15 protein-coding genes are annotated in these 18,008 nt (G+C 64.7%); 6 read left to right on the top strand and 9 right to left on the bottom strand.

From position 1 onward, the window contains the following. Positions 1 to 3 precede the first annotated feature (3 nt). On the bottom strand, positions 4 to 2,217 hold the full coding sequence (locus LB557_RS27620; RefSeq protein ID WP_224642040.1) for a hypothetical protein: 2,214 nt from the start codon (positions 2,215 to 2,217) through the stop codon (positions 4 to 6). A gap of 241 nt (positions 2,218 to 2,458) precedes the next feature. Between LB557_RS27620 and dnaK the strand changes: the two genes are divergently transcribed. The 6 genes from dnaK to LB557_RS27590 all read left to right on the top strand — a co-directional run bounded on the left by dnaK (position 2,459) and on the right by LB557_RS27590 (position 8,221). Continuing rightward, positions 2,459 to 4,375: a molecular chaperone DnaK gene (dnaK, locus tag LB557_RS27615; RefSeq protein WP_140619792.1), complete on the top strand. Its 1,917-nt coding sequence runs from the start codon at positions 2,459 to 2,461 to the stop codon at positions 4,373 to 4,375. 223 nt (positions 4,376 to 4,598) lie between these two features. Beyond that, entirely contained in the window at positions 4,599 to 5,726 is a 1,128-nt protein-coding gene (dnaJ, locus tag LB557_RS27610; RefSeq protein WP_015314665.1) for a molecular chaperone DnaJ, read from the top strand. 104 nt (positions 5,727 to 5,830) lie between these two features. After that, positions 5,831 to 6,436, top strand: a complete 606-nt coding sequence (gene pmtA, locus LB557_RS27605) for a phospholipid N-methyltransferase PmtA (RefSeq protein ID WP_140619794.1) — start codon at positions 5,831 to 5,833, stop codon at positions 6,434 to 6,436. A gap of 174 nt (positions 6,437 to 6,610) precedes the next feature. Continuing rightward, a complete protein-coding gene (locus LB557_RS27600) occupies positions 6,611 to 7,207 on the top strand; it encodes an NADPH-dependent FMN reductase (RefSeq protein ID WP_224642039.1) in 597 nt (198 codons plus the stop codon). A gap of 26 nt (positions 7,208 to 7,233) precedes the next feature. After that, positions 7,234 to 7,917: an orotidine-5'-phosphate decarboxylase gene (pyrF, locus tag LB557_RS27595; RefSeq protein WP_263496884.1), complete on the top strand. Its 684-nt coding sequence runs from the start codon at positions 7,234 to 7,236 to the stop codon at positions 7,915 to 7,917. A gap of 16 nt (positions 7,918 to 7,933) precedes the next feature. Then, positions 7,934 to 8,221 (top strand): DUF1330 domain-containing protein, encoded by a 288-nt coding sequence (locus LB557_RS27590; RefSeq protein WP_023781950.1) that lies wholly within the window; start codon positions 7,934 to 7,936, stop codon positions 8,219 to 8,221. Here LB557_RS27590 and LB557_RS27585 read toward each other — a convergent pair. From LB557_RS27585 to LB557_RS27550, 8 genes are all read right to left on the bottom strand, one after another. Next, positions 8,218 to 9,276, bottom strand: a complete 1,059-nt coding sequence (locus tag LB557_RS27585; protein ID WP_224642035.1) for a D-alanine:D-lactate ligase-like protein — start codon at positions 9,274 to 9,276, stop codon at positions 8,218 to 8,220. The two genes, LB557_RS27590 and LB557_RS27585, sit on opposite strands and share 4 nt — an antisense overlap. Positions 9,277 to 9,417: 141 nt before the next feature. Continuing rightward, positions 9,418 to 10,299 (bottom strand): SMP-30/gluconolactonase/LRE family protein, encoded by an 882-nt coding sequence (locus LB557_RS27580; RefSeq protein WP_224642033.1) that lies wholly within the window; start codon positions 10,297 to 10,299, stop codon positions 9,418 to 9,420. After that, on the bottom strand, positions 10,299 to 10,937 hold the full coding sequence (locus LB557_RS27575) for a 2-dehydro-3-deoxy-6-phosphogalactonate aldolase (RefSeq protein WP_224599552.1): 639 nt from the start codon (positions 10,935 to 10,937) through the stop codon (positions 10,299 to 10,301). The genes LB557_RS27580 and LB557_RS27575 overlap by 1 nt, the downstream gene beginning before the upstream one ends. Beyond that, positions 10,934 to 11,893 carry a 2-dehydro-3-deoxygalactonokinase gene (locus tag LB557_RS27570; RefSeq protein WP_224642031.1) on the bottom strand — a complete coding sequence of 320 codons (960 nt, stop codon included), beginning with the start codon at positions 11,891 to 11,893 and terminating at the stop codon, positions 10,934 to 10,936. The genes LB557_RS27575 and LB557_RS27570 overlap by 4 nt, the downstream gene beginning before the upstream one ends. Further along, on the bottom strand, positions 11,890 to 12,657 hold the full coding sequence (locus tag LB557_RS27565; protein ID WP_015314674.1) for an SDR family NAD(P)-dependent oxidoreductase: 768 nt from the start codon (positions 12,655 to 12,657) through the stop codon (positions 11,890 to 11,892). The genes LB557_RS27570 and LB557_RS27565 overlap by 4 nt, the downstream gene beginning before the upstream one ends. Positions 12,658 to 12,826: 169 nt before the next feature. Continuing rightward, on the bottom strand, positions 12,827 to 14,176 hold the full coding sequence (locus tag LB557_RS27560; protein ID WP_224642029.1) for a putative bifunctional diguanylate cyclase/phosphodiesterase: 1,350 nt from the start codon (positions 14,174 to 14,176) through the stop codon (positions 12,827 to 12,829). Between the two features lie 209 nt (positions 14,177 to 14,385). After that, positions 14,386 to 16,617, bottom strand: a complete 2,232-nt coding sequence (locus tag LB557_RS27555) for a GtrA family protein (RefSeq protein ID WP_224642027.1) — start codon at positions 16,615 to 16,617, stop codon at positions 14,386 to 14,388. Beyond that, positions 16,614 to 17,849 (bottom strand): glycosyltransferase family 2 protein, encoded by a 1,236-nt coding sequence (locus tag LB557_RS27550; RefSeq protein ID WP_140660291.1) that lies wholly within the window; start codon positions 17,847 to 17,849, stop codon positions 16,614 to 16,616. Before LB557_RS27550 ends, LB557_RS27555 begins: the two co-directional genes overlap by 4 nt. Positions 17,850 to 18,008 lie beyond the last annotated feature (159 nt).

The following is an 18,008-nucleotide window of genomic DNA, read 5'->3' as shown; positions in this document are numbered from 1 at the left end:
TCCTCAACGTTCGCAGCTGACGGCTGGGGTCCGGAGCGGCAAGGTCATCTTGCAGCAAGGGTAGTAGCCACCCTTGTCCTTGTCGGACTTCCTGTAGAAGCAAAGTCCAACATCCACTCTGTCGCCCGGATAGTGGCCGGTGATGTCGATCGTGTAAGGCTTGCCCGGTGCATGCGACATAGGTGAGGTCACAGCGACGCCTGGCGTCCTGGATTGGGCCTTGATCGAATCGCCGCCGAAGCCGGCATGGTCATGGAGATAGAGATCGGCCTCGAGACCGCGCGGCGTGCAGTAATACTGCACGTCCTCGACATCGAGACAGGGAGGCAGATTGCCCGGCGGTAGGAAATCCGGCGGGTAGAAGAGGGGCTCATAGCCGCCCGGTATGTCCTCATAATAGCCGGCCCGGCCCTCGCAGGGATGCCAGACGGCGACGTCGCCGACATGGCCTTCCACTTCGGGATCCTCGAAATAGCCGTCGAAATCGACGAACCAGGAGCCGAGGGGCGGCACGTTGGCCGGCTTGACCAGCTCCTTGGACGTGATCTGCACGCCGTGCACGGCAAGCGGCCCGCCCGCGGCGAGCCTTTCGGCGAACTCGGGGTTGTCGCGCAATTTGTCGCCTGTGTTGACCAAGGTCTGGGTGCAGACCGAGGTGTCGAGATTGCCGTCGGCATCGTAGCCATATTGCAGATCGAGGCCGCCGGCCGACTGCCTGTTGCCTTGCGGGAAGCCGACCGCATATTCCTGCGGCGCTTCCACCCAGACCGATTCCGTCGAGGAATCGTCGGGATTTTCCCTGAAGTAGCGGATGACCTCGCCTTTGCCGGAATCGGCGAAGCGGCTGTAATCATAGCGGTTTTCGATCGGGCCGCGCTGGGCGAGATACATGAAGCCGCTGTTGTCGAAAGCGATGTCGGTGACGGCGTAGTCCTTGTCGGCCTTCACAGTCAGTTCCCAGCGGGGATCGCCGGCGAAGGTGCCGTCGCGGGCAATGCCCACCGACCAGATTTCCGACTTTTCGCCAACCGAATAATAGAGCCGGCCGCCATGATAGGAGACGGCCCAGACGCGGCGCTCGTCCTGGGTGTAGCCCCAGCTGTCGGGGTCCTCGGTATCGAAGGCCGCGCCCTCTACGTCCATCACCGCGCCATCGTCGGCGACCGGGGCCAGCCCATGCGCCGGCCGGCCGGCGCCGCCATGGTCGAACGTGTCGACCACTCTGCCGTCGGCGTCGATGCGATGGATCAGGCCGGTGTCGAGATCGGAGGCAAAGAACTGGCGGTGGGCGGGATCGAAGGTGATATTGCCGATGCCAGGTCCGCTGTTGGTGTCGATGTCGGCGAATTTGGCGACCTGGCCGGTGATGCCGTCGATCTTCCAGATGGTGCCCGGTCCGCCGCCGTTTTCGGTGCCGAACTGGCCCTCCATGAAGGTGGCGCCCGCCGTGCCGCGGCGCTGCCGCTCCGGCCTGCCGTCCTTGTCTGCGTCCGGCGTGACGATCTCAATGCCATGCAGCGAGGTGGCGGCGGCATAGAGGTTGGGAACGCCAGAGGGCACACCGTCGCGCACGCCGTCATCATAGGTGAGGCCGAACACCTCGCCGATCTGGCCTGCTGTCACCTCGAAAGGCGGCGGCGTGAAAACGAGCTGGCCCGAGGCCGGACCACCCAGGTGTGAAACGTCGAAGACGCGCAAGGTGGCGCGCGAGATGTCGATGAAGGTCTCGTCGACCGGATCGACGCCGGGCGGCAACCCCTCGTCGACATTGGGGATGATGGTGCCGGGAAAGCCGGTGACCGCCATCGAGCCTGGATAGATGATCTGGGTTTCCTGCGCTTGGGCGGCGGCGCCCAGCCACAGGCTGGCGGCAAGCGCCAAAGCCAGCAGGCCGGCGGCCTGCAATGCACCGCGCAAGCGGTTGTCGAACTCAAGAAAAGGCACGAACGCGCCGCGGATGCGAGACATGACACTACCCCCGTAGTCCAGGGGAGAGACGTCCGGACTTGCCGCGCAAATCAGGGCAAGGCGCGGTGGTCCGGCTCGTTCTTCCCTGATCGAATTGTCTGCTTTCCTCATAGTGACGATACGCCTGCTCCTGCGCAGGGTCAACGGAATCAGCGGGAAGCCCAGCGCATCGACCCCGTCCCGAAGGCGGTGGTCGCGCCGAGCTCCTGTTGGTCCCGGAGACCATGGAGCCTCTGGGTTGCTGGTCATGGGGGGCTTCCTTTCCGGGGCCGCACCATGCGGCACCTGGACATCAGTCGCGGGCCGGCGCGGAAAGGTTCATGGAAGCGTTGCGCAGAATGCTTGCGCGCGATGCCGCCTGTTCTTATATACGCGCCAAGCCGTGCGGCGCCGGAGAACCGGTGGGCGGACGGTATTTCTTGTGAACAGGGGCTTTCGTCGGAACGCCTTACCGGGTCCTGAGAGCCTGCTTAGCGGAGAGACTAGAAAAATGGCAAAAGTAATCGGTATCGATCTCGGCACCACCAACTCGTGCATCGCCATCATGGATGGCAAGGAGCCGAAGGTAATCGAGAATGCGGAAGGCGCGCGCACGACGCCTTCCATCGTCGCCATCTCGGGCGACGGCGAACGTCTCGTTGGCCAGCCGGCCAAGCGCCAGGCGGTCACCAATCCTGAAAACACCATCTTCGCGGTCAAGCGCCTGATCGGCCGCCGCTATGACGATCCGGTGACGGAGAAGGACAAGAAGCTTGTCCCCTACAAGATCGTCAAGGGCGACAATGGCGATGCCTGGGTCGAGGCCGGCGGCAAGAAGCAGTCGCCCTCGCAGATCTCGGCCATGATCCTGCAGAAGATGAAGGAAACGGCGGAAGCCTATCTCGGCGAGAAGGTCGAGAAGGCGGTCATCACCGTTCCGGCCTATTTCAACGACGCCCAGCGCCAGGCCACCAAGGACGCCGGCAAGATCGCCGGCCTGGAAGTGCTGCGCATCATCAACGAGCCGACAGCGGCAGCGCTCGCCTATGGCCTCGACAAGAAGGAAGGCAAGACCATTGCCGTCTACGACCTTGGCGGCGGCACCTTCGACATTTCGGTGCTCGAAATCGGCGACGGCGTGTTCGAGGTGAAGTCGACCAATGGCGACACGTTCCTCGGCGGCGAGGACTTCGACATGCGCCTGGTCGAGTATCTGGCGGCCGAGTTCAAGAAGGAACAGGGCATCGACCTGAAGAACGACAAGCTCGCCCTGCAGCGCCTCAAGGAGGCGGCCGAAAAGGCCAAGATCGAGCTGTCGTCGACGACGCAGACCGAAATCAACCTGCCCTTCATCACCGCCGACGCGACCGGACCGAAGCACCTGACGCTCAAGCTTACGCGCGCCAAGTTCGAAAGCCTGGTCGAAGACCTCGTCCAGCGCACCATCGAGCCCTGCAAGGCGGCGCTCAAGGATGCCGGCTTGAAGGCTGGCGAGATCGACGAAGTGGTCCTGGTCGGCGGCATGACCCGCATGCCCAAGATCCAGGAGATCGTGAAGCAGTTCTTCGGCAAGGAGCCGCACAAGGGCGTCAACCCGGATGAGGTCGTCGCACTCGGTGCCGCCATCCAGGCCGGCGTGCTGCAGGGCGACGTCAAGGACGTGCTGTTGCTCGACGTGACGCCGCTGTCGCTCGGCATCGAGACGCTGGGCGGCGTGTTCACCCGGCTGATCGAGCGCAACACGACGATCCCGACCAAGAAGAGCCAGGTGTTCTCGACGGCCGAAGACAGCCAGTCCGCCGTGACCATCCGCGTCTTCCAGGGCGAGCGTGAAATGGCCGCCGACAACAAGGCGCTCGGCCAGTTCGACCTGGTCGGCATTCCGCCGGCGCCGCGCGGCGTGCCGCAGATCGAGGTCACGTTCGACATCGACGCCAACGGCATCGTCAACGTCTCGGCCAAGGACAAGGGCACCGGCAAGGAGCACCAGATCCGCATCCAGGCTTCGGGTGGACTTTCCGACGCCGACATCGAGAAGATGGTCAAGGATGCCGAGGCCAATGCCGATACCGACAAGAAGCGTCGCGCCGTGGTCGAGGCCCGCAATCAGGCCGAAGCGCTGGTGCATTCGTCGGAGAAGTCGCTGAAGGAATATGGCGACAAGGTCTCGGAGACCGAGCGCACGGCGATTTCGGACGCGATCGCGGCGCTGAAGGCCGCTGCCGAGGGCGACGATCCGGCCGACATCGAGGCCAAGAGCCAGGTGCTTGCCGAAGCTTCCATGAAGCTTGGCCAGGCCATGTACGAGGCCTCGCAGAAGGAAGCGGCGGAAGCCGACGCCAAGGCGGATGCCGCCAAGGACTCTGACGTGGTCGACGCCGATTTCGAAGAAATCGACGAAGACGACGACAAGAAGAAGTCGGCCTGAGCGGCTTGACGGCAAGATAATGCGAAAAGCCCGGCGCAAGGCCGGGCTTTTTTGCAACCCTCGCTGAAAAAAGTGCGAGCACCGCCGAAAAAACCACTGAAAACCACGGACAAGTTCGCGCCGGCCCTAGCATACGGGCAGCACCGCTCCTAAATCGAAACAACGTGCCGGCAACCGACGCAACATTGCATCAAGACGTTGAGCATCCGGACTGCGGGAAAAAATGAAAGCTGATTTCTACGAAACGCTGGGCGTGCAGAAGGGCGCCGACGAGAAGGAGCTCAAGAGCGCTTTTCGCAAGCTGGCCATGCAATTCCATCCCGACCGCAACCCCGGCGATCATTCCTGCGAGCACAAGTTCAAGGAAATCAACGAAGCCTACGAGACGCTGAAGGACCCGCAGAAGCGCGCGGCCTATGACCGTTTCGGCCACGCCGCCTTCGAGCAGGGTGGGATGAATGGCGCGCAGGGCTTTGGCGCCGGCGGCTTCGCCGACATCTTCGAGGACATTTTCGGCGACATGATGGGCGGCCGCCAGCGCCGCTCTTCCGGTGGCCGCGAGCGCGGCGCCGACCTGCGCTACAACATGGAAATTTCGCTGGAGGAAGCCTTCGCGGGAAAGACCGCGCAAATCCGCGTGCCGGCTTCGATCTCCTGCACCGAATGCTCTGGCAGCGGCGCCAAGCCGGGCACCCAGCCGGTCACCTGCTCGATGTGCAACGGCCACGGCAAGGTGCGCGCCACGCAAGGATTTTTCTCGATCGAGCGGACCTGCCCGCAATGCCAGGGCCGTGGCCAGACAATCAAGGATCCCTGCCCGAAATGCGCCGGCCAGGGCCGTGTCACCGAGGAGCGTTCGCTGTCGGTCAACATCCCGGCCGGCATCGAGGACGGTACCCGCATCCGCCTGGCCAATGAGGGTGAGGCCGGGCTGCGCGGCGGGCCATCGGGCGACCTCTATATCTTTCTGGCGGTCAAGCCGCACGAATTCTTCCAGCGCGACGGCGCCGATCTTTATTGCAAGGTGCCGATCTCGATGACCACCGCCGCACTTGGCGGCTCCTTCGAGGTGACGACGCTCGACGGCACGCAGACCAAGGTGAAGGTGACCGAAGGTACGCAGAACGGACGCCAGTTCAGGCTCAAGGGCAAGGGCATGCCGGTGCTGCGCCAGCCCAATGTCGGCGACCTCTACATCCAGACCGCGGTCGAGACGCCGCAGAACCTGTCGCGTCGCCAGCGCGAATTGCTGGAAGAGTTCGAACAGCTTTCCTCGCAGGACAATTCGCCCCAATCGAGCGGCTTTTTCGCCCGCATGAAGGACTTTTTCGAGTCTTTCGGCGAGCGTTGAGACGCGACGAAAACTATCTTATCCACGCCATAGGCAAGGCCGCGCCTTGCCTTGCGTCATCCAGATGTTAAGTAGTTTCAAGGGGCGCGCTGAGGAGAGCTTGCATGGCACGTGGTCACGGACTGCGGAAGGCGTTTGCCGAGAAGTTCGACGATGAACTCAAATTCTTCAAGGGCTGGATCGACAAGCCGAAGACGGTCGGCTCGATCGTTCCGACCAGCTCGATCACCGCGCGCAAGATGGCCTCGATCGTCAATCCCAAGTCCGGCCTGCCGGTGCTCGAGGTCGGCCCCGGCACCGGTGTCATCACCCGCGCCATCCTCGCCCAGGGCGTGCGGCCCGAAAACCTCTACGCGATCGAATATTCCACCGATTTCGTGCGCCACCTGCGCCAGCTCTACCCCGGCGTCAACGTCATCGAGGGCGATGCCTTCAACCTCAACGCCACGCTTGGCGAGAGGAGCGGGATGATCTTCGACAGCGTCGTTTCCGGCGTGCCGCTGCTCAATTTCCCGGTCGCCCAGCGCATCGCCTATATCGAGAGCCTGCTCGACCGCATTCCGGTCGGACGGCCGATCGTGCAGCTGACCTATGGTCCGATGTCGCCGATCCCGGCCGGCCGCGGCGACTACACGGTGAAGCATTTCGACTTCATCTTCCGCAACATCCCGCCGACGCAGCTGTGGATCTACCGGCGCGAGGCGCATTAGAAGAGAAGGCAGTAGGGGAGTAGGGGGAAAAGATTGGCCAGGGAACCATTCCTACTGCCCTACTGCCCTACTGCCCTACTGCCCTACTGCCCTACTGCCCTACTGCCCTTCCCCCCATCCAGCCGTTGATTTGATCGAACCTTGGCTGTACGTGTCCCAGAACAAGGGTGGCCAATGGCAGTGATCCCGAAAATCCTCGTCTTCGCCGGCTCGGTGCGCAGCGGCGCCTATAGCGGCAGGACCGCCGACGTGGCGCAGAAGGAACTTGCGGTGCAAGGTGCCGAGGTGACCCGTATTTCGCTTGCCGATTACCCCTTGCCGATCCTCGACGAGGACCTGGAAAAGGAAAACGGCGTTCCTGAAAACGCCCAGAAGCTGGCGCGGCTGATATCAGCCCATGACGGGCTGCTAATCGCGACGCCGGAATATAACGGTTCGATCCCGCCGCTGCTCAAGAATACGATCGACTGGGTGAGCCGGGTGCGAGGGGATGGCGGCCGGTCCGTCAGGCCACTTGCCGGCAAGGTCGCCGGCCTCTGCTCGTCCTCCAACGGGCGCTTCGCCGGCATCCGCTGCATCAACCATTTGCGTGCCGTGCTGGTGCGCTGCCAGATGGAAGTGGTGACACCGGAATGCTCGGTGCCGGAGGGTGGCGACGCCTTCGACGGGGACGGCCATTTCCGTGACGAAAGACTGCACAAATCGATGGAGCACCTATGCCGCACGCTGATCGAAACCTCGCGCATGCTGTCGACCAGGGTCGAGGCGTGACCGCCGCAACCCTGCAGCCTCATTCCATGCAGGAGCGATTGATCGTCGGCCTCGACGTGCCGACCGTGAAGGAGGCCGAGCAGGCGGTGCGCGAGCTCGACGGCATCGTCTCCTTCTACAAGATCGGCTATCAGCTGGCTTTTGCCGGCGGCTTCGACTTCGCCAGGGAGCTGGCCAGCGGTGGGAAGAAAATCTTCCTCGACATGAAGCTGCTCGACATCGACCACACGGTGGCCAAGGGCGTCGAGAACATCGTCAGGATGGGCATGACCATGCTGACCATCCACGCCTATCCCAAGGCGATGCAGGCGGCGGTGGAGGCGGCGCGCGGCAGCGAGCTTTGCCTGCTCGCCGTCAGCGTGCTGACCTCGATGGACGAGCAGGACATGATCGACGTTGGCTATGAATATGACCCGCACACGCTGGTGCTGCGGCGGTCCGAACAGGCGCTCCATGCCGGCATGGGCGGCATCGTCTGCTCGGCCGCGGAAGCCGAAGCGGTGCGCCGCATCGTCGGCCCGGACATGGCAGTGGTGACGCCGGGCATCCGACCGACGGGGAGCGACCATGGCGACCAGAAACGCGTGGTGACGCCGGCGCAAGCGGTCCGCAACGGCGCCAGCCATCTTGTGGTGGGCCGCCCGATCGTCGCGGCAAACGACCGCCGCGCGGCAGCGCAGGCGATCCTCGACGAAATGCGCTCCGCGTAGAATAAGGGAGAGAACAATGCCGAAGGGATACTGGATCGCCCGCGTCGATGTGCGCGACGCCGAAGGCTACAAGGATTACGTCGCGGCGGCAAAACCAGCTTTCGAGCGCTTCGGCGCGAAATTCCTGGCCCGCGGCGGCGAGCATGAGAAAGCCGAGGGCCCAGGGCGGGCGCGCAATGTGCTCATCGAGTTCGAATCGCTCGCCGCCGCGCATGACTGCTACCACTCGCCGGAATATCAGCGCGCGGTGGCCATCCGTCAGAAGGTCGCCGACGGCGAGATCGTCTTGGTCGAGGGTATCTAGCGCAAAAGCCTGTTCGCCGCGGTTTCAGCCATCGCGTCGGCCAAGCTCAACCCCCATTGCTGGCGGCAATAGGCGCGGAAGTCGAAGCAGGGCAGGCCGGGACAGACCTCGAATTCGATCAGGTGAACCGTGTCGTCGGCCTCGACGCGCAGGTCCATGGAAAACACATCGCGCAGGCCGAGCCCGGTGATCAGCCGTTCGGCGATCCCCTTGATCCTCGCATCGGCCGCCGGCTGGCTGTCCGCGACCACAGCGAGTTCGGGTTCGGCGTATTGCCCGGCAGCCTTCGCCGCCTCGCCGGTCTCGCCATAGAGCGCCAAACTGTCTTCCATGGTCTGGAAATCACCTCCCGACTCGACAAAGGCGACGCCGAGCGCTTCGACCCCGGTATCCGGCATCAGCCCAAGGAAGCTGGCGCGGACGTTGCGGCCGGAGACATAGGGCTGGACCACGACATCGTCGCGATAACAGGCGAAAACACGCCGGCTAAGCTCCAGCGCGTGAGCGAGATCGGTTACGCGCGAATCCGGCCAGATGCCGATCTTGGCGCCGAGGCGGTTGGGCTTGACGAACCAGCCGGCGGCGGAGGCCGGCGCCTCGACCAGCCATTCGCCATCCCGCGCGAGACCGGCCTGCGGCACCGGAAGGCCGAGCGCGCCAAGCACGGCGCCGGAGCGGAACTTGTCCTGGCAGAGCGCGAACAGCGAATCGTCGGCGCCGATGGTGTTGAATCCGCTCAGTCTTGCCAAAGCGGGTGCCGCGCCGCCACGGAAATAGGCGACGCCGTCGGTCAGCGTCCAGACCAGTGTGGTCCGCGGATCCTCACCGTCGAGCACCTTGGCGGCATCGTCGAGCACCACCGGCGCAAAGGACAGGCCGCGCGCCTCGCAGGCGGCGGCCAGCGCATCGAATTCGAGAGCGAGATCGGTCGACTGCGCCAGATAGGACGAGATTTCGGCGGCACGCCGCGATGCATGACCGTCGGCGAGCAAGCGGTCGAAACAAGCCTTTTCAGGCTCGTGGACAAGGACCAGTTTCGGCTTGTGCGTTGGCATGATGTGGCGGTTTCCCGACGGTGCGATGACCTACCATCGCACGGCCCGCACGATCGGCTTTCGCGAAATCGACGCGCGCCGGACGCCTGCGTGACAGCGCCAGGATTGAGACCAAGGCCTCGGGGCTCGCGTCCGGCAATGTCAGGCGATCAGGACGCGGGGTTCCAGGCGGCCATTGACAGGAATGTCGAGCAGGAAGGTCATGCCGCCCTGCAGGTCGAGCAGACGCTGCTTTTCATTCTTGCCCGACCAGGCCGAGGTCACGGCCAGCCGATCGGCATTCCTGCCGACGAAGGCCGGGCAGGATGGCTGCGTCACCGGCATGGCGACCGTGCGGACGAGCTTGCCGTCCGGCCCATAGGCCTCGATGACGCTGCCACCCCAGACGGCGTTCCACAGGATGCCGTCGCGGTCGAGCACCGAACCGTCGATATAGCCCTTGGCCGAGCGGTGGTCGACGAAGATCTTCGGCTCGCCAACGGGCAGGCCGGTCGCCGGATCGCAGGCAACGCGCATCAGCAATCCGGTCGAGGTGTCGGTGTAGTAAGCAAGCGCGCCGTCTGATGAAAAGCAGATCGAGTTCGAGACGGTGATATCCGAAAACAGGCGGCGCAGTTCGCCTTTGAAAAACCAGTAGATCGAGCCCGCGCCCTTCTCCTCGCCCTTGCCCATGGTACCGACCCACAAGGCACCGCAGGGATGGACGCGGGAATCGTTGGATCGGGTGACCGGGTTGTCGGCCTCGATGGCGGTGTGCAGCGTCATTCCGCCGGTGGCGACGTCGCGGACAAAAAGCCCGGTTTCGGTGGCGATCAGCTGTCGCTTGTCATCGATGATGGCGATCGCGCTTGCCATCTGGCCAAGCTCGTGGATTTTCAGCGCGCCGCCGGCCAAGGGCTTTTCCAGGAGCTGGCTGTTGACGATGTCGAACCAGAACAGCGCATCCGTGCCGGGATCGTAACTTGGCCCTTCGCCGAGCTGGCAGACATGATCGGAAAAGACGGAAACGATCGGTTCACTCATCATGCTTCTCCGAATACCGCATCCCAGGCAGTGACGGCTGCGTGGGCGCGCGCCGCCACATCGTCGACGCTCATGCCTGGCTTGAACAGGCTGGAGCCGAGCCCGAAGACCGTCACGCCAACCGCCTTGTAGCCGGCAAAGTCCTTTTCCGAAACGCCACCGACCGCGCCGACCAGCGTCTGCGCCGGCAGCACCGCCCGGATCGCGGAAATGCCCGATGCGCCGAGCACGCTGGCGGGGAAGAATTTCAGCGCCGAGGCACCGAGCCGGATCGCCTGGAAGGCCTCGGTGGGAGTGAACACGCCAGGCATGGTGACCATGCCGTAATGCGCGGCGCGGCCCATCACCTCGGCATCGATGTTGGGGCTGACCAGCAGTTGTCCGCCGGCCGCGTGAAGACTATCGACGTCGGCCGCGGTCAGCACCGTGCCGGCGCCGACCAAAGCTGTCTTCGGCAGCACTTGAACAAGCCTGGCGATCGACGAAAACGGCTGGGGCGAATTGAGCGGCACCTCGATAGCCTCGATGCCGGCATCGAACAATGCCTGGCCGATGGCGATCGCCTCGCTTGCCTTGAGGCCGCGCAGGATGGCGACCAGACCGCGCTTAAGTTTTGGAAAGGGTGCGGTCTCGGTCATATGGCGGCTCCACTTCTGGCAATCATGCCATTCTCCCGCGCGGCCTCGACGAGACCGGCGCGTACAGCCTCGTCCGCGTCGACTGTCCGCACACCAAGCCCGCCGAGGCCAAGGGCGGCCTGGTAGAGCCCGGCCAGCGCGCCCGAGGCAACCAGCACGACCGATGTCGCGCCGGCGCCATGCCGGCGCCGGGCCGACGCGATCTCGCCGCCGATCAGCAAGCCGGACAGGCAGGCGGCGGCATTATCGGCCTGGAGATCCTGGAGCAGGCCGGCGGCGCGGATGGCAAACAGCCGAGAGGTGACGTCGCCGCCATCGGCCAGCGCTGTTTCGCACCAGCGGCGGAAGAACGGATTGTCTGGAGCAACCGGGCTCGGATGTTCACCCAGCGAATGGCGCAGGATCGAGTGCGCGGCAAGCACTGAAAACAGCTCGCCCGTCGGCCAGGTGCCGAAGCCGGCGACGGCGCCGTCCTCGACCAGCACCCATTTCGAATGCGTGCCGGGCATGCAGACCAGTTCGCGGCCCCTGGCGGGCAGGCCGGCGCCGGCAAGCTGCGTTTCCTCGCCGCGCATGACATCGGGCGCGTCGGCCAGGTGCTGGGCAAGGCCGGGAATGATGCGGATGTCGCGCTTCTGCCCGGGCACCCTAGCGGCGCCGCCGAGAATGGCTCCGAGCGGCGACGGCACGCCGACATAGGGCGCCTCCAGCCAGCCCTGGCGGGAGCCGGCCATGCCGCAGATGATGACTGGCAATTCCTCCGGCGCGCCCATCGCTGCCAGATGGCCCTCCAGAACGTTGGCGAAGCCCTTTTCGCGCGCGGTGATCAGGCCATCGTCGCCGCGCCGCTCGGCAAGCACCTTGCCGCCGCCGTCGATCAGCCAGGCCCGAAGCCGGGTCGTGCCCCAATCGAGCGCCGCGACTGCCGGCACGCTGCTGGCAAACCCCGGGCTCACAGGAAACCTCCATCGACGATCAGCATCTGCGCGGTCAGCATGCGCGAGGCATCCGAGGCCAGGAACAGCACCGTGCCGACCATGTCGTCCGGCCGCATGACGTCCCTGATGCACTGCTTGGCGACATGGGCGGCAAGCGCCTGTTCAGTGACCCAGAGCTGCTTCTGCCGCTCGGTGATCACCCAGCCGGGCGCGATGGCATTGACGCGGATGCGGTCGGGCCCGAGCTTGCCGGCCAACCCCTTGGTGAGGCCGAGGATGCCGGCCTTGGCGGCGGTGTAGGCCGGCAGGTCGGGATGATTGATCAGATAGGACGTCGAGGTGAAATTGATGATTGAGCCGCCGCCGGCGCGCTTCATGCCCGGCGCCACCGCCTGCGCGGTGAAGAAATGCGGCCGCAGGTTGATCGCCTGGTTATTGTCCCAGAACTCCACCGTCACGTCTTCGACGGCGTGACGTTCGTCCCAGGCGGCGTTGTTGACCAGCACGGTGACGTCGCCATGCGCTTCGGCCGCCTTCGCGGCGGACGCCCGCAGTGCTTCGATATCGCGCAGATCGGTCCTGAGATAGAGCGGCCGACGGCCGAGCTCTTCCTCGATACGGTCGGCGAGTGCGATGCTCGGCTTGTCGGCGATGTCGATGAAGGCGACCTTGGCGCCCTGGCGCATGAACCCTTCGGTCAATGCCGCGCCGATGCCGGAGCCGCCGCCGGTGATCAGCACCGAAGCGCCTTCGAGGTCGGCAAAACGCGCCGATGGCATCATGATTTTTCGTCTCCCGGGTCAACCGGCGCGCATCCTAGCCAGACACGTCCGGCGGGCAAGGGCGAAAAGACCGATTTCGGGCCTTATGTCTGACAAAAAGGCGATCGCGCCCGCGCTCGACCCCGCCAGGCGGCATCGCCGCATCGCGGGCAGGGCCGAAACCTGCCGCTCAGATCGCCTTGGCGCGCAAGGCGCCACGGAAGGAATCACGGAGGTAGCCCAATGTCGCGTCGGCATCGGCCGGCTTGCCGAACAGATAGCCCTGCCCGCCGGCGCAACCGAACTGGACCAGCCGATCGGCCTGCGCCTCCTCTTCGATGCCTTCGGCGACCACGTCCATGCCAAGCCCTTCGCACATGGCGAGGATGGCGCGGATGATGTGTTCGGACGGCCGGTCGTCGAGAATGGAGGAGACGAAGGCGCGGTCGATCTTGAGCTTGTCGAAATGGAATTCGCGCAGGCGACCGAGCGAGGACTGGCCGGTGCCGAAATCGTCGAGCGAGACACGAATGCCGACGCGGCGCAGATCCTCGACGATCTGCGCGGCCGAGGCCGGGTCGTTCATCAGGCCGGTCTCGGTGATCTCGATCTCCAGCCGGCGCGGGTCGAAGCCGGTACGGTCGAGGATCGCCAATATGTGCAAGCCGGTGTTCTGGTCGACGAGCTGCGAGGGCGACAGGTTGAAGGACAGGAACAGGTCTTTCGGCCAGCTCCTGGCGGCCTCCGTGGCCTTGCGCAGCACAAGCTGCGACAACGGGCCGATGATGCCGCGCTCCTCGGCGATGGGGATGAAGACGGTCGGCGGCACCGAGCCGAGGTCGCGGTCTGTCCAGCGCGCCAGCGTCTCGAAGCCGATGGTGCGGCGCGTGGTGAGATCGACGATCGGCTGGAAATGCGGCTCCACCTCGCCGGCCGAGACGGCGCGGCGCAGCGCCTGTTCGATGCGGGTGACGCGCTTGGCGGCCTCCTCCATCTCGCGGGTGTAGACGACGACGCGGCCGCGGCCGGAGCGCTTGGCATGGTAGAGCGCCGTTTCGGCCTTGTTGATGAGGATCTCGGTGGTCTCGTCGCCGGAATAGAACAATGAGCAGCCGACCGAGGCCGAGAGCCTGGCGGTGCGTTCGCCGACATCGTAGGGCGCCGACAGGATCTCGATCAGCATGCGGGATTTTTCCGCCGCCGCCTCCTCCGAGAACACCAGCGGGTAGAGGAAGGCGAATTCGTCGGCGCCGATGCGGCAGACCGTCGAATGGCCATCCATCGAGGCGCGCAGCCGCATCGCCACCTGGATCAGGATGTCGTCGCCGGCCTTGTGGCCGAACAGGTCGTTGATCGGCTTGAAACCATCGAGGTCGAGAATGCCGACCGTGAAGGGCGCGGGATCGTCGGAACGGTCGCTGATCAGGCGATCGACCTTGTCGAAGAAGCGGCGATGATTGCCAAGCCCGGTCAACGAATCGGTGAACGCCAGATCCGTGCTTTCCCTGTTTGCCTGACCGGTGCCAAACGGAGTTTGCATCGGTGTCCCTGTTCGTCCCTGCTTTTGTCGTCGGAATTTATTTCCAGACTGGCAGCAAACCCTTTAGGAAACGTATCCCACGGACCGATTTTTGTAGCCGGAGCATGATCCCGAAAAACGGGGTCCGGCTTTCGCCGTGAGCCGTGCCCAAACCGTAAGCCGGATAGCTTCGTGAAGCCGGCTACAAAATCCGTCAAGCACTTGGATTTTCAGCCGTTTGGCTTGACGCGATACAGTTCCAGGGGTCTTCCCTTGGTCTCCGCCACCGGCTCCAGCCAGTCCGGCACGTCCCCGCTCATCAACCTGGCCAGGAAACCGTCCGGTGCCCTGGCCATGAGCAGGCGGCTTTCCGCGTTGCCACGGCAGAGTGCGACAAGGCCGACATGATGCCTTTCGACAACGGTTCTGGCATCGGCATCCGAGCCCAGCAAGGCATCAAGCGCGACCAGATTTCCGGCGACGTTGCGGTGGTAGAGTCCGGCCAGCACGCGGTGACCAGTAAAGGCCAGTATCGGCGAGCCAAGATTCGAGAGTGAAAGCACGGTTGTGGCCGGCATCCGGCCGAGCGCCGCGAACGATGCCTTGCCGAGGCAAGCCGTGTCTGCGGCCTTGGCACCGGTGGCAGCCGCGTCGGTTTGGAAAGCACTCGACGCCGCCCCGGCAGCGCCTGCCCAGATTGCATTTACCGATATCAGCCAGGCCGCGGCCATCCTGAGTGCGGCGCTGTTGGACGGACTGGTTTGCGCACGCTGCCGCCAGCAGGCGATCCATGCCGCAAGCGGGATCACCGCGAAGGCGATGGAGAAGGTCGAGCCGCGAACTTCCCAGGCGCTGACCAGGAACGCCATAACCAGCAGCGAGCCGACAAGGCTGTCCTGCCGACGCCAGCCATGGCCGACGCGGAGCGCCATCAGGATGATGGCCACCAACGGCGTGGCAAACCGTGCCACCGCTCTGGCCGGATCATTGGTGACGATCTGGAACAGCGGCTGCGCCTCGTCGATATGGCTGAGCCACATCTCCTTCAGGCGCGGATCGAGGTTGGCATAGGGCGAGGCCAGGCATTGCGGGAACAGGAATACAACCACAGCCGCAAGGGCTAGCCCAAGCAGGCCGAGCGAGGCCAGGCGGCCGGCGACAGTGGCACTGGCGGCCTTCCACGAGGCGATGGCCGCCAGCCCCGCGCCGGCAAGTCCGGCGACGGCGAACTGCACAATCGAAAATGTGTCGCACTGTGCCTGGGTCCATGCGGATGCCGGGACGGTGGCGACGAAGACGAGAGCCGAAACAGCGGCGACGCCCAGGCCAAAGTCCCTCGCGGTCAGCCTTTCCCGAGCACCATTGCCAAGGAACAGCAGCGCGACAGCGGCGCCAAGGGTTCCGGCGTAGGGAGCGCTTTCCATGCCGATGGCCACGCTCAGCGTGGCGCAGATGCCCGAAAGCAAGGCGGCCGGCCGCAGCAAGGGAGCCTCGAGCAGCAAGGCAAGGCTCGCCAGGATCAGCATCAGCTGCACATTGTGATGATCCAGCGAACCTGGGGAGAAAATGCCGAGGTAATAGAGCGCGGCGCCACCGACGACGGCGGCGGGCAGGACAGCGTGGCCGCCGGCGAAAGCGCGCGCGGCGCGGATAATGGAGAAGACCGCCAGCCAGAACAGCAGGGCAGGCCAGGCCACCTGCACGACCTGTTCAGCCAGGGCGACGTTGCCCGTCAGGGCCGATACGGCAAGGACGCCAAGGGCCAGTGGCGCGTCGAGCAGCCGCGACCAATGCATGACGAAGCCGCCGTCCAGTCCCATCCTGTACTGGTGCAGGTCGAACCAGCCCTGGCCGGCCAGAAGATCGCGGACCTCGACCAGTTGCAGCAGGCTGTCATTGTCGCCCGCCGGGTTGGCCAGTTGCGGAAATCCGGTCACGGCATAGACCGTGAGCGGCACCAGGGCCGCGAGCAGCGCCGCCACCATGTCCGCCCGCCAGGGGGGACGGGCGGTGTCCTTGGAAGTCATCGCGGCATGGCCAGCGGTCATTTTCCCGGGATAGCCGTGGCCGCGCGCCGGAAACACCCAAAGCCTCGAGACCAGATAACTGATGGTGCTTGTCACGACCGTCGTCAGCGCCGACATGGCGACGGGCGACAGGCCGAAATGCGTCACCGCCACCTGCGAGACGAGGCCGGCAAAAGCGGCGCATCCGGCTTGCAGGGTAAGATAGCGCGGGAACGCGACCTTGTGATCGTGTTCCGCACCGAACGTCCAGCCCCGTTGCGCCCGATAGGCAATGACGAACGCCGTCGCATAAGCCATGGCACTACCGGCGAACGGCGGAACGCCCAGCGAAACCAGCAGCCACGAGAGCGCGAAAAACAATCCCGCCGCACCGATGCCCACCACCATGAAGCGGAACGGGCGCGCCTGGACAAGCGCCGGCAGCACGTCGGTCATTGTTGCTCGCGTGCCGTCGTTTCCCGCGACAGCCCGGCCTTCAGCCGCTTGACAGGTATCTCCAGCACACCGAGCAGGAATGCCGAAAAGAAGACCTGGAACGAAATGACGATCAGGCTCAAGCCCAGCACGACGATGCGCGGAATTTCGGAATCGTTCAGCGGACCGAAGCCGAGATGGGCCCAGCGCGCCACGGCATAGAGGCAGAACAGGAAGCCGGCGGCAAAGCAGATGCCGGCATTGGCGGCGAGACGGTCGGTGCTGATGGTCCTGGTCAGCCAGTCCGACCCGCGGCTTGGCGGCAGGATGCCGGTAATTTCGGCATAGTATCGCGAAATGGCACCGAAGGTGATGAGCTGGATGCCGGTGACGATCATGAAACAGGCGGCGACGAAGGTGTTGAGATCGAGCGAAAGATTGTCGACCACCCGCAAGGGGCCGAACACCAGCAGCGCCGCGAACAGCGTGCCGAGGCCGGAAAGCACCGCCCCTGGAATGAAGAACATCCAGCGCGGATTGTAGACCAGCAGGAATTTGAGATGCCGCCAGCCGTCGCGCCAGGTCCTGAGATGCGGCGGCCTGCTGCGGCCGTCGGGCTTGAGCGTGGTCGGCACTTCCTCGATGCGCAGCCCGGCAAGCGCGCTGCGCACCACCATTTCGCTGGCGAATTCCATCCCGGTGGTCTGCAGATCGAGCTTCCTGATGCTGCCGGCGTTGAAGCCGCGCAGGCCGCAGTGGAAGTCGCCGGTCTTGATGCGGAAGAACAGGCGGCCGACGAAGCTCAGCACCGGATTGCCGAGATAGCGATGCAGAGCCGGCATGGCGCCAGCCTCTATGCCGCCGTGGAAGCGGTTGCCCATGACCAGGTCGGCGCCGCCGCGCAGCCGCGCCACGAATGCCTCCAGTGCACCGAAATCATAGCTGTCATCGGCATCGCCCATGATGATGAAGCGTCCCCTGGCGGCAGCGATGCCGCCCAGAAGGGCCGCGCCATAGCCCTTCTGCGCCACCGGGACGACACGAGCACCGCCTTGCGCTGCGATCTCCCGCGAGCCGTCGGTGCTGCCATTGTCTGCGATCAGCACCTCGCCCGCTATGCCGGATTGGTCGAGAAAGGCCTTGGCCTTGCCGATGCAGACGGCGAGCGTCTCGGCCTCGTTGAGGCATGGCATCAGGATGGTGAGTTCGAGCTGCTGGGTCGAGGCTGCGCGGACGGCAGTGAGCGCGTTCATGATCGTCGTTCCATCGGGTGCCCGGCGCTGCGTCAGGTCGGCCGGCTGCATTCGAAGCTTACCGTCGCACGGCAAGGCTTAAGAAAGCGATGATGTCAGTCCTCGTCTTGTCTGCAACCGGCAGACGCGCCTTGCTGATCCCAATGTTCAAAACGTCGC

The sequence above is a fragment of the Mesorhizobium sp. BR115XR7A genome (genome assembly GCF_020165315.1).
GTDB lineage: Bacteria > Pseudomonadota > Alphaproteobacteria > Rhizobiales > Rhizobiaceae > Mesorhizobium > Mesorhizobium australicum.
Note: the sequence above shows the minus strand (reverse complement) of the source record. Positions and strands in the feature narration are given on the sequence as shown.

What these genes read in the sequence shown, in the direction of transcription:
- LB557_RS27620 (WP_224642040.1), bottom strand. Translation starts at nt 2,217, where the DNA reads ATGACCAGCAACCCAGAGGCTCCATGGTCTCCGGGACCAACAGGAGCT.
- dnaK (WP_140619792.1), top strand. Translation starts at nt 2,459, where the DNA reads ATGGCAAAAGTAATCGGTATCGATCTCGGCACCACCAACTCGTGCATC.
- dnaJ (WP_015314665.1), top strand. Translation starts at nt 4,599, where the DNA reads ATGAAAGCTGATTTCTACGAAACGCTGGGCGTGCAGAAGGGCGCCGAC.
- pmtA (WP_140619794.1), top strand. Translation starts at nt 5,831, where the DNA reads ATGGCACGTGGTCACGGACTGCGGAAGGCGTTTGCCGAGAAGTTCGAC.
- LB557_RS27600 (WP_224642039.1), top strand. Translation starts at nt 6,611, where the DNA reads ATGGCAGTGATCCCGAAAATCCTCGTCTTCGCCGGCTCGGTGCGCAGC.
- pyrF (WP_263496884.1), top strand. Translation starts at nt 7,234, where the DNA reads ATGCAGGAGCGATTGATCGTCGGCCTCGACGTGCCGACCGTGAAGGAG.
- LB557_RS27590 (WP_023781950.1), top strand. Translation starts at nt 7,934, where the DNA reads ATGCCGAAGGGATACTGGATCGCCCGCGTCGATGTGCGCGACGCCGAA.
- LB557_RS27585 (WP_224642035.1), bottom strand. Translation starts at nt 9,276, where the DNA reads ATGCCAACGCACAAGCCGAAACTGGTCCTTGTCCACGAGCCTGAAAAG.
- LB557_RS27580 (WP_224642033.1), bottom strand. Translation starts at nt 10,299, where the DNA reads ATGAGTGAACCGATCGTTTCCGTCTTTTCCGATCATGTCTGCCAGCTC.
- LB557_RS27575 (WP_224599552.1), bottom strand. Translation starts at nt 10,937, where the DNA reads ATGACCGAGACCGCACCCTTTCCAAAACTTAAGCGCGGTCTGGTCGCC.
- LB557_RS27565 (WP_015314674.1), bottom strand. Translation starts at nt 12,657, where the DNA reads ATGATGCCATCGGCGCGTTTTGCCGACCTCGAAGGCGCTTCGGTGCTG.
- LB557_RS27560 (WP_224642029.1), bottom strand. Translation starts at nt 14,176, where the DNA reads ATGCAAACTCCGTTTGGCACCGGTCAGGCAAACAGGGAAAGCACGGAT.
- LB557_RS27555 (WP_224642027.1), bottom strand. Translation starts at nt 16,617, where the DNA reads ATGACCGACGTGCTGCCGGCGCTTGTCCAGGCGCGCCCGTTCCGCTTC.
- LB557_RS27550 (WP_140660291.1), bottom strand. Translation starts at nt 17,849, where the DNA reads ATGAACGCGCTCACTGCCGTCCGCGCAGCCTCGACCCAGCAGCTCGAA.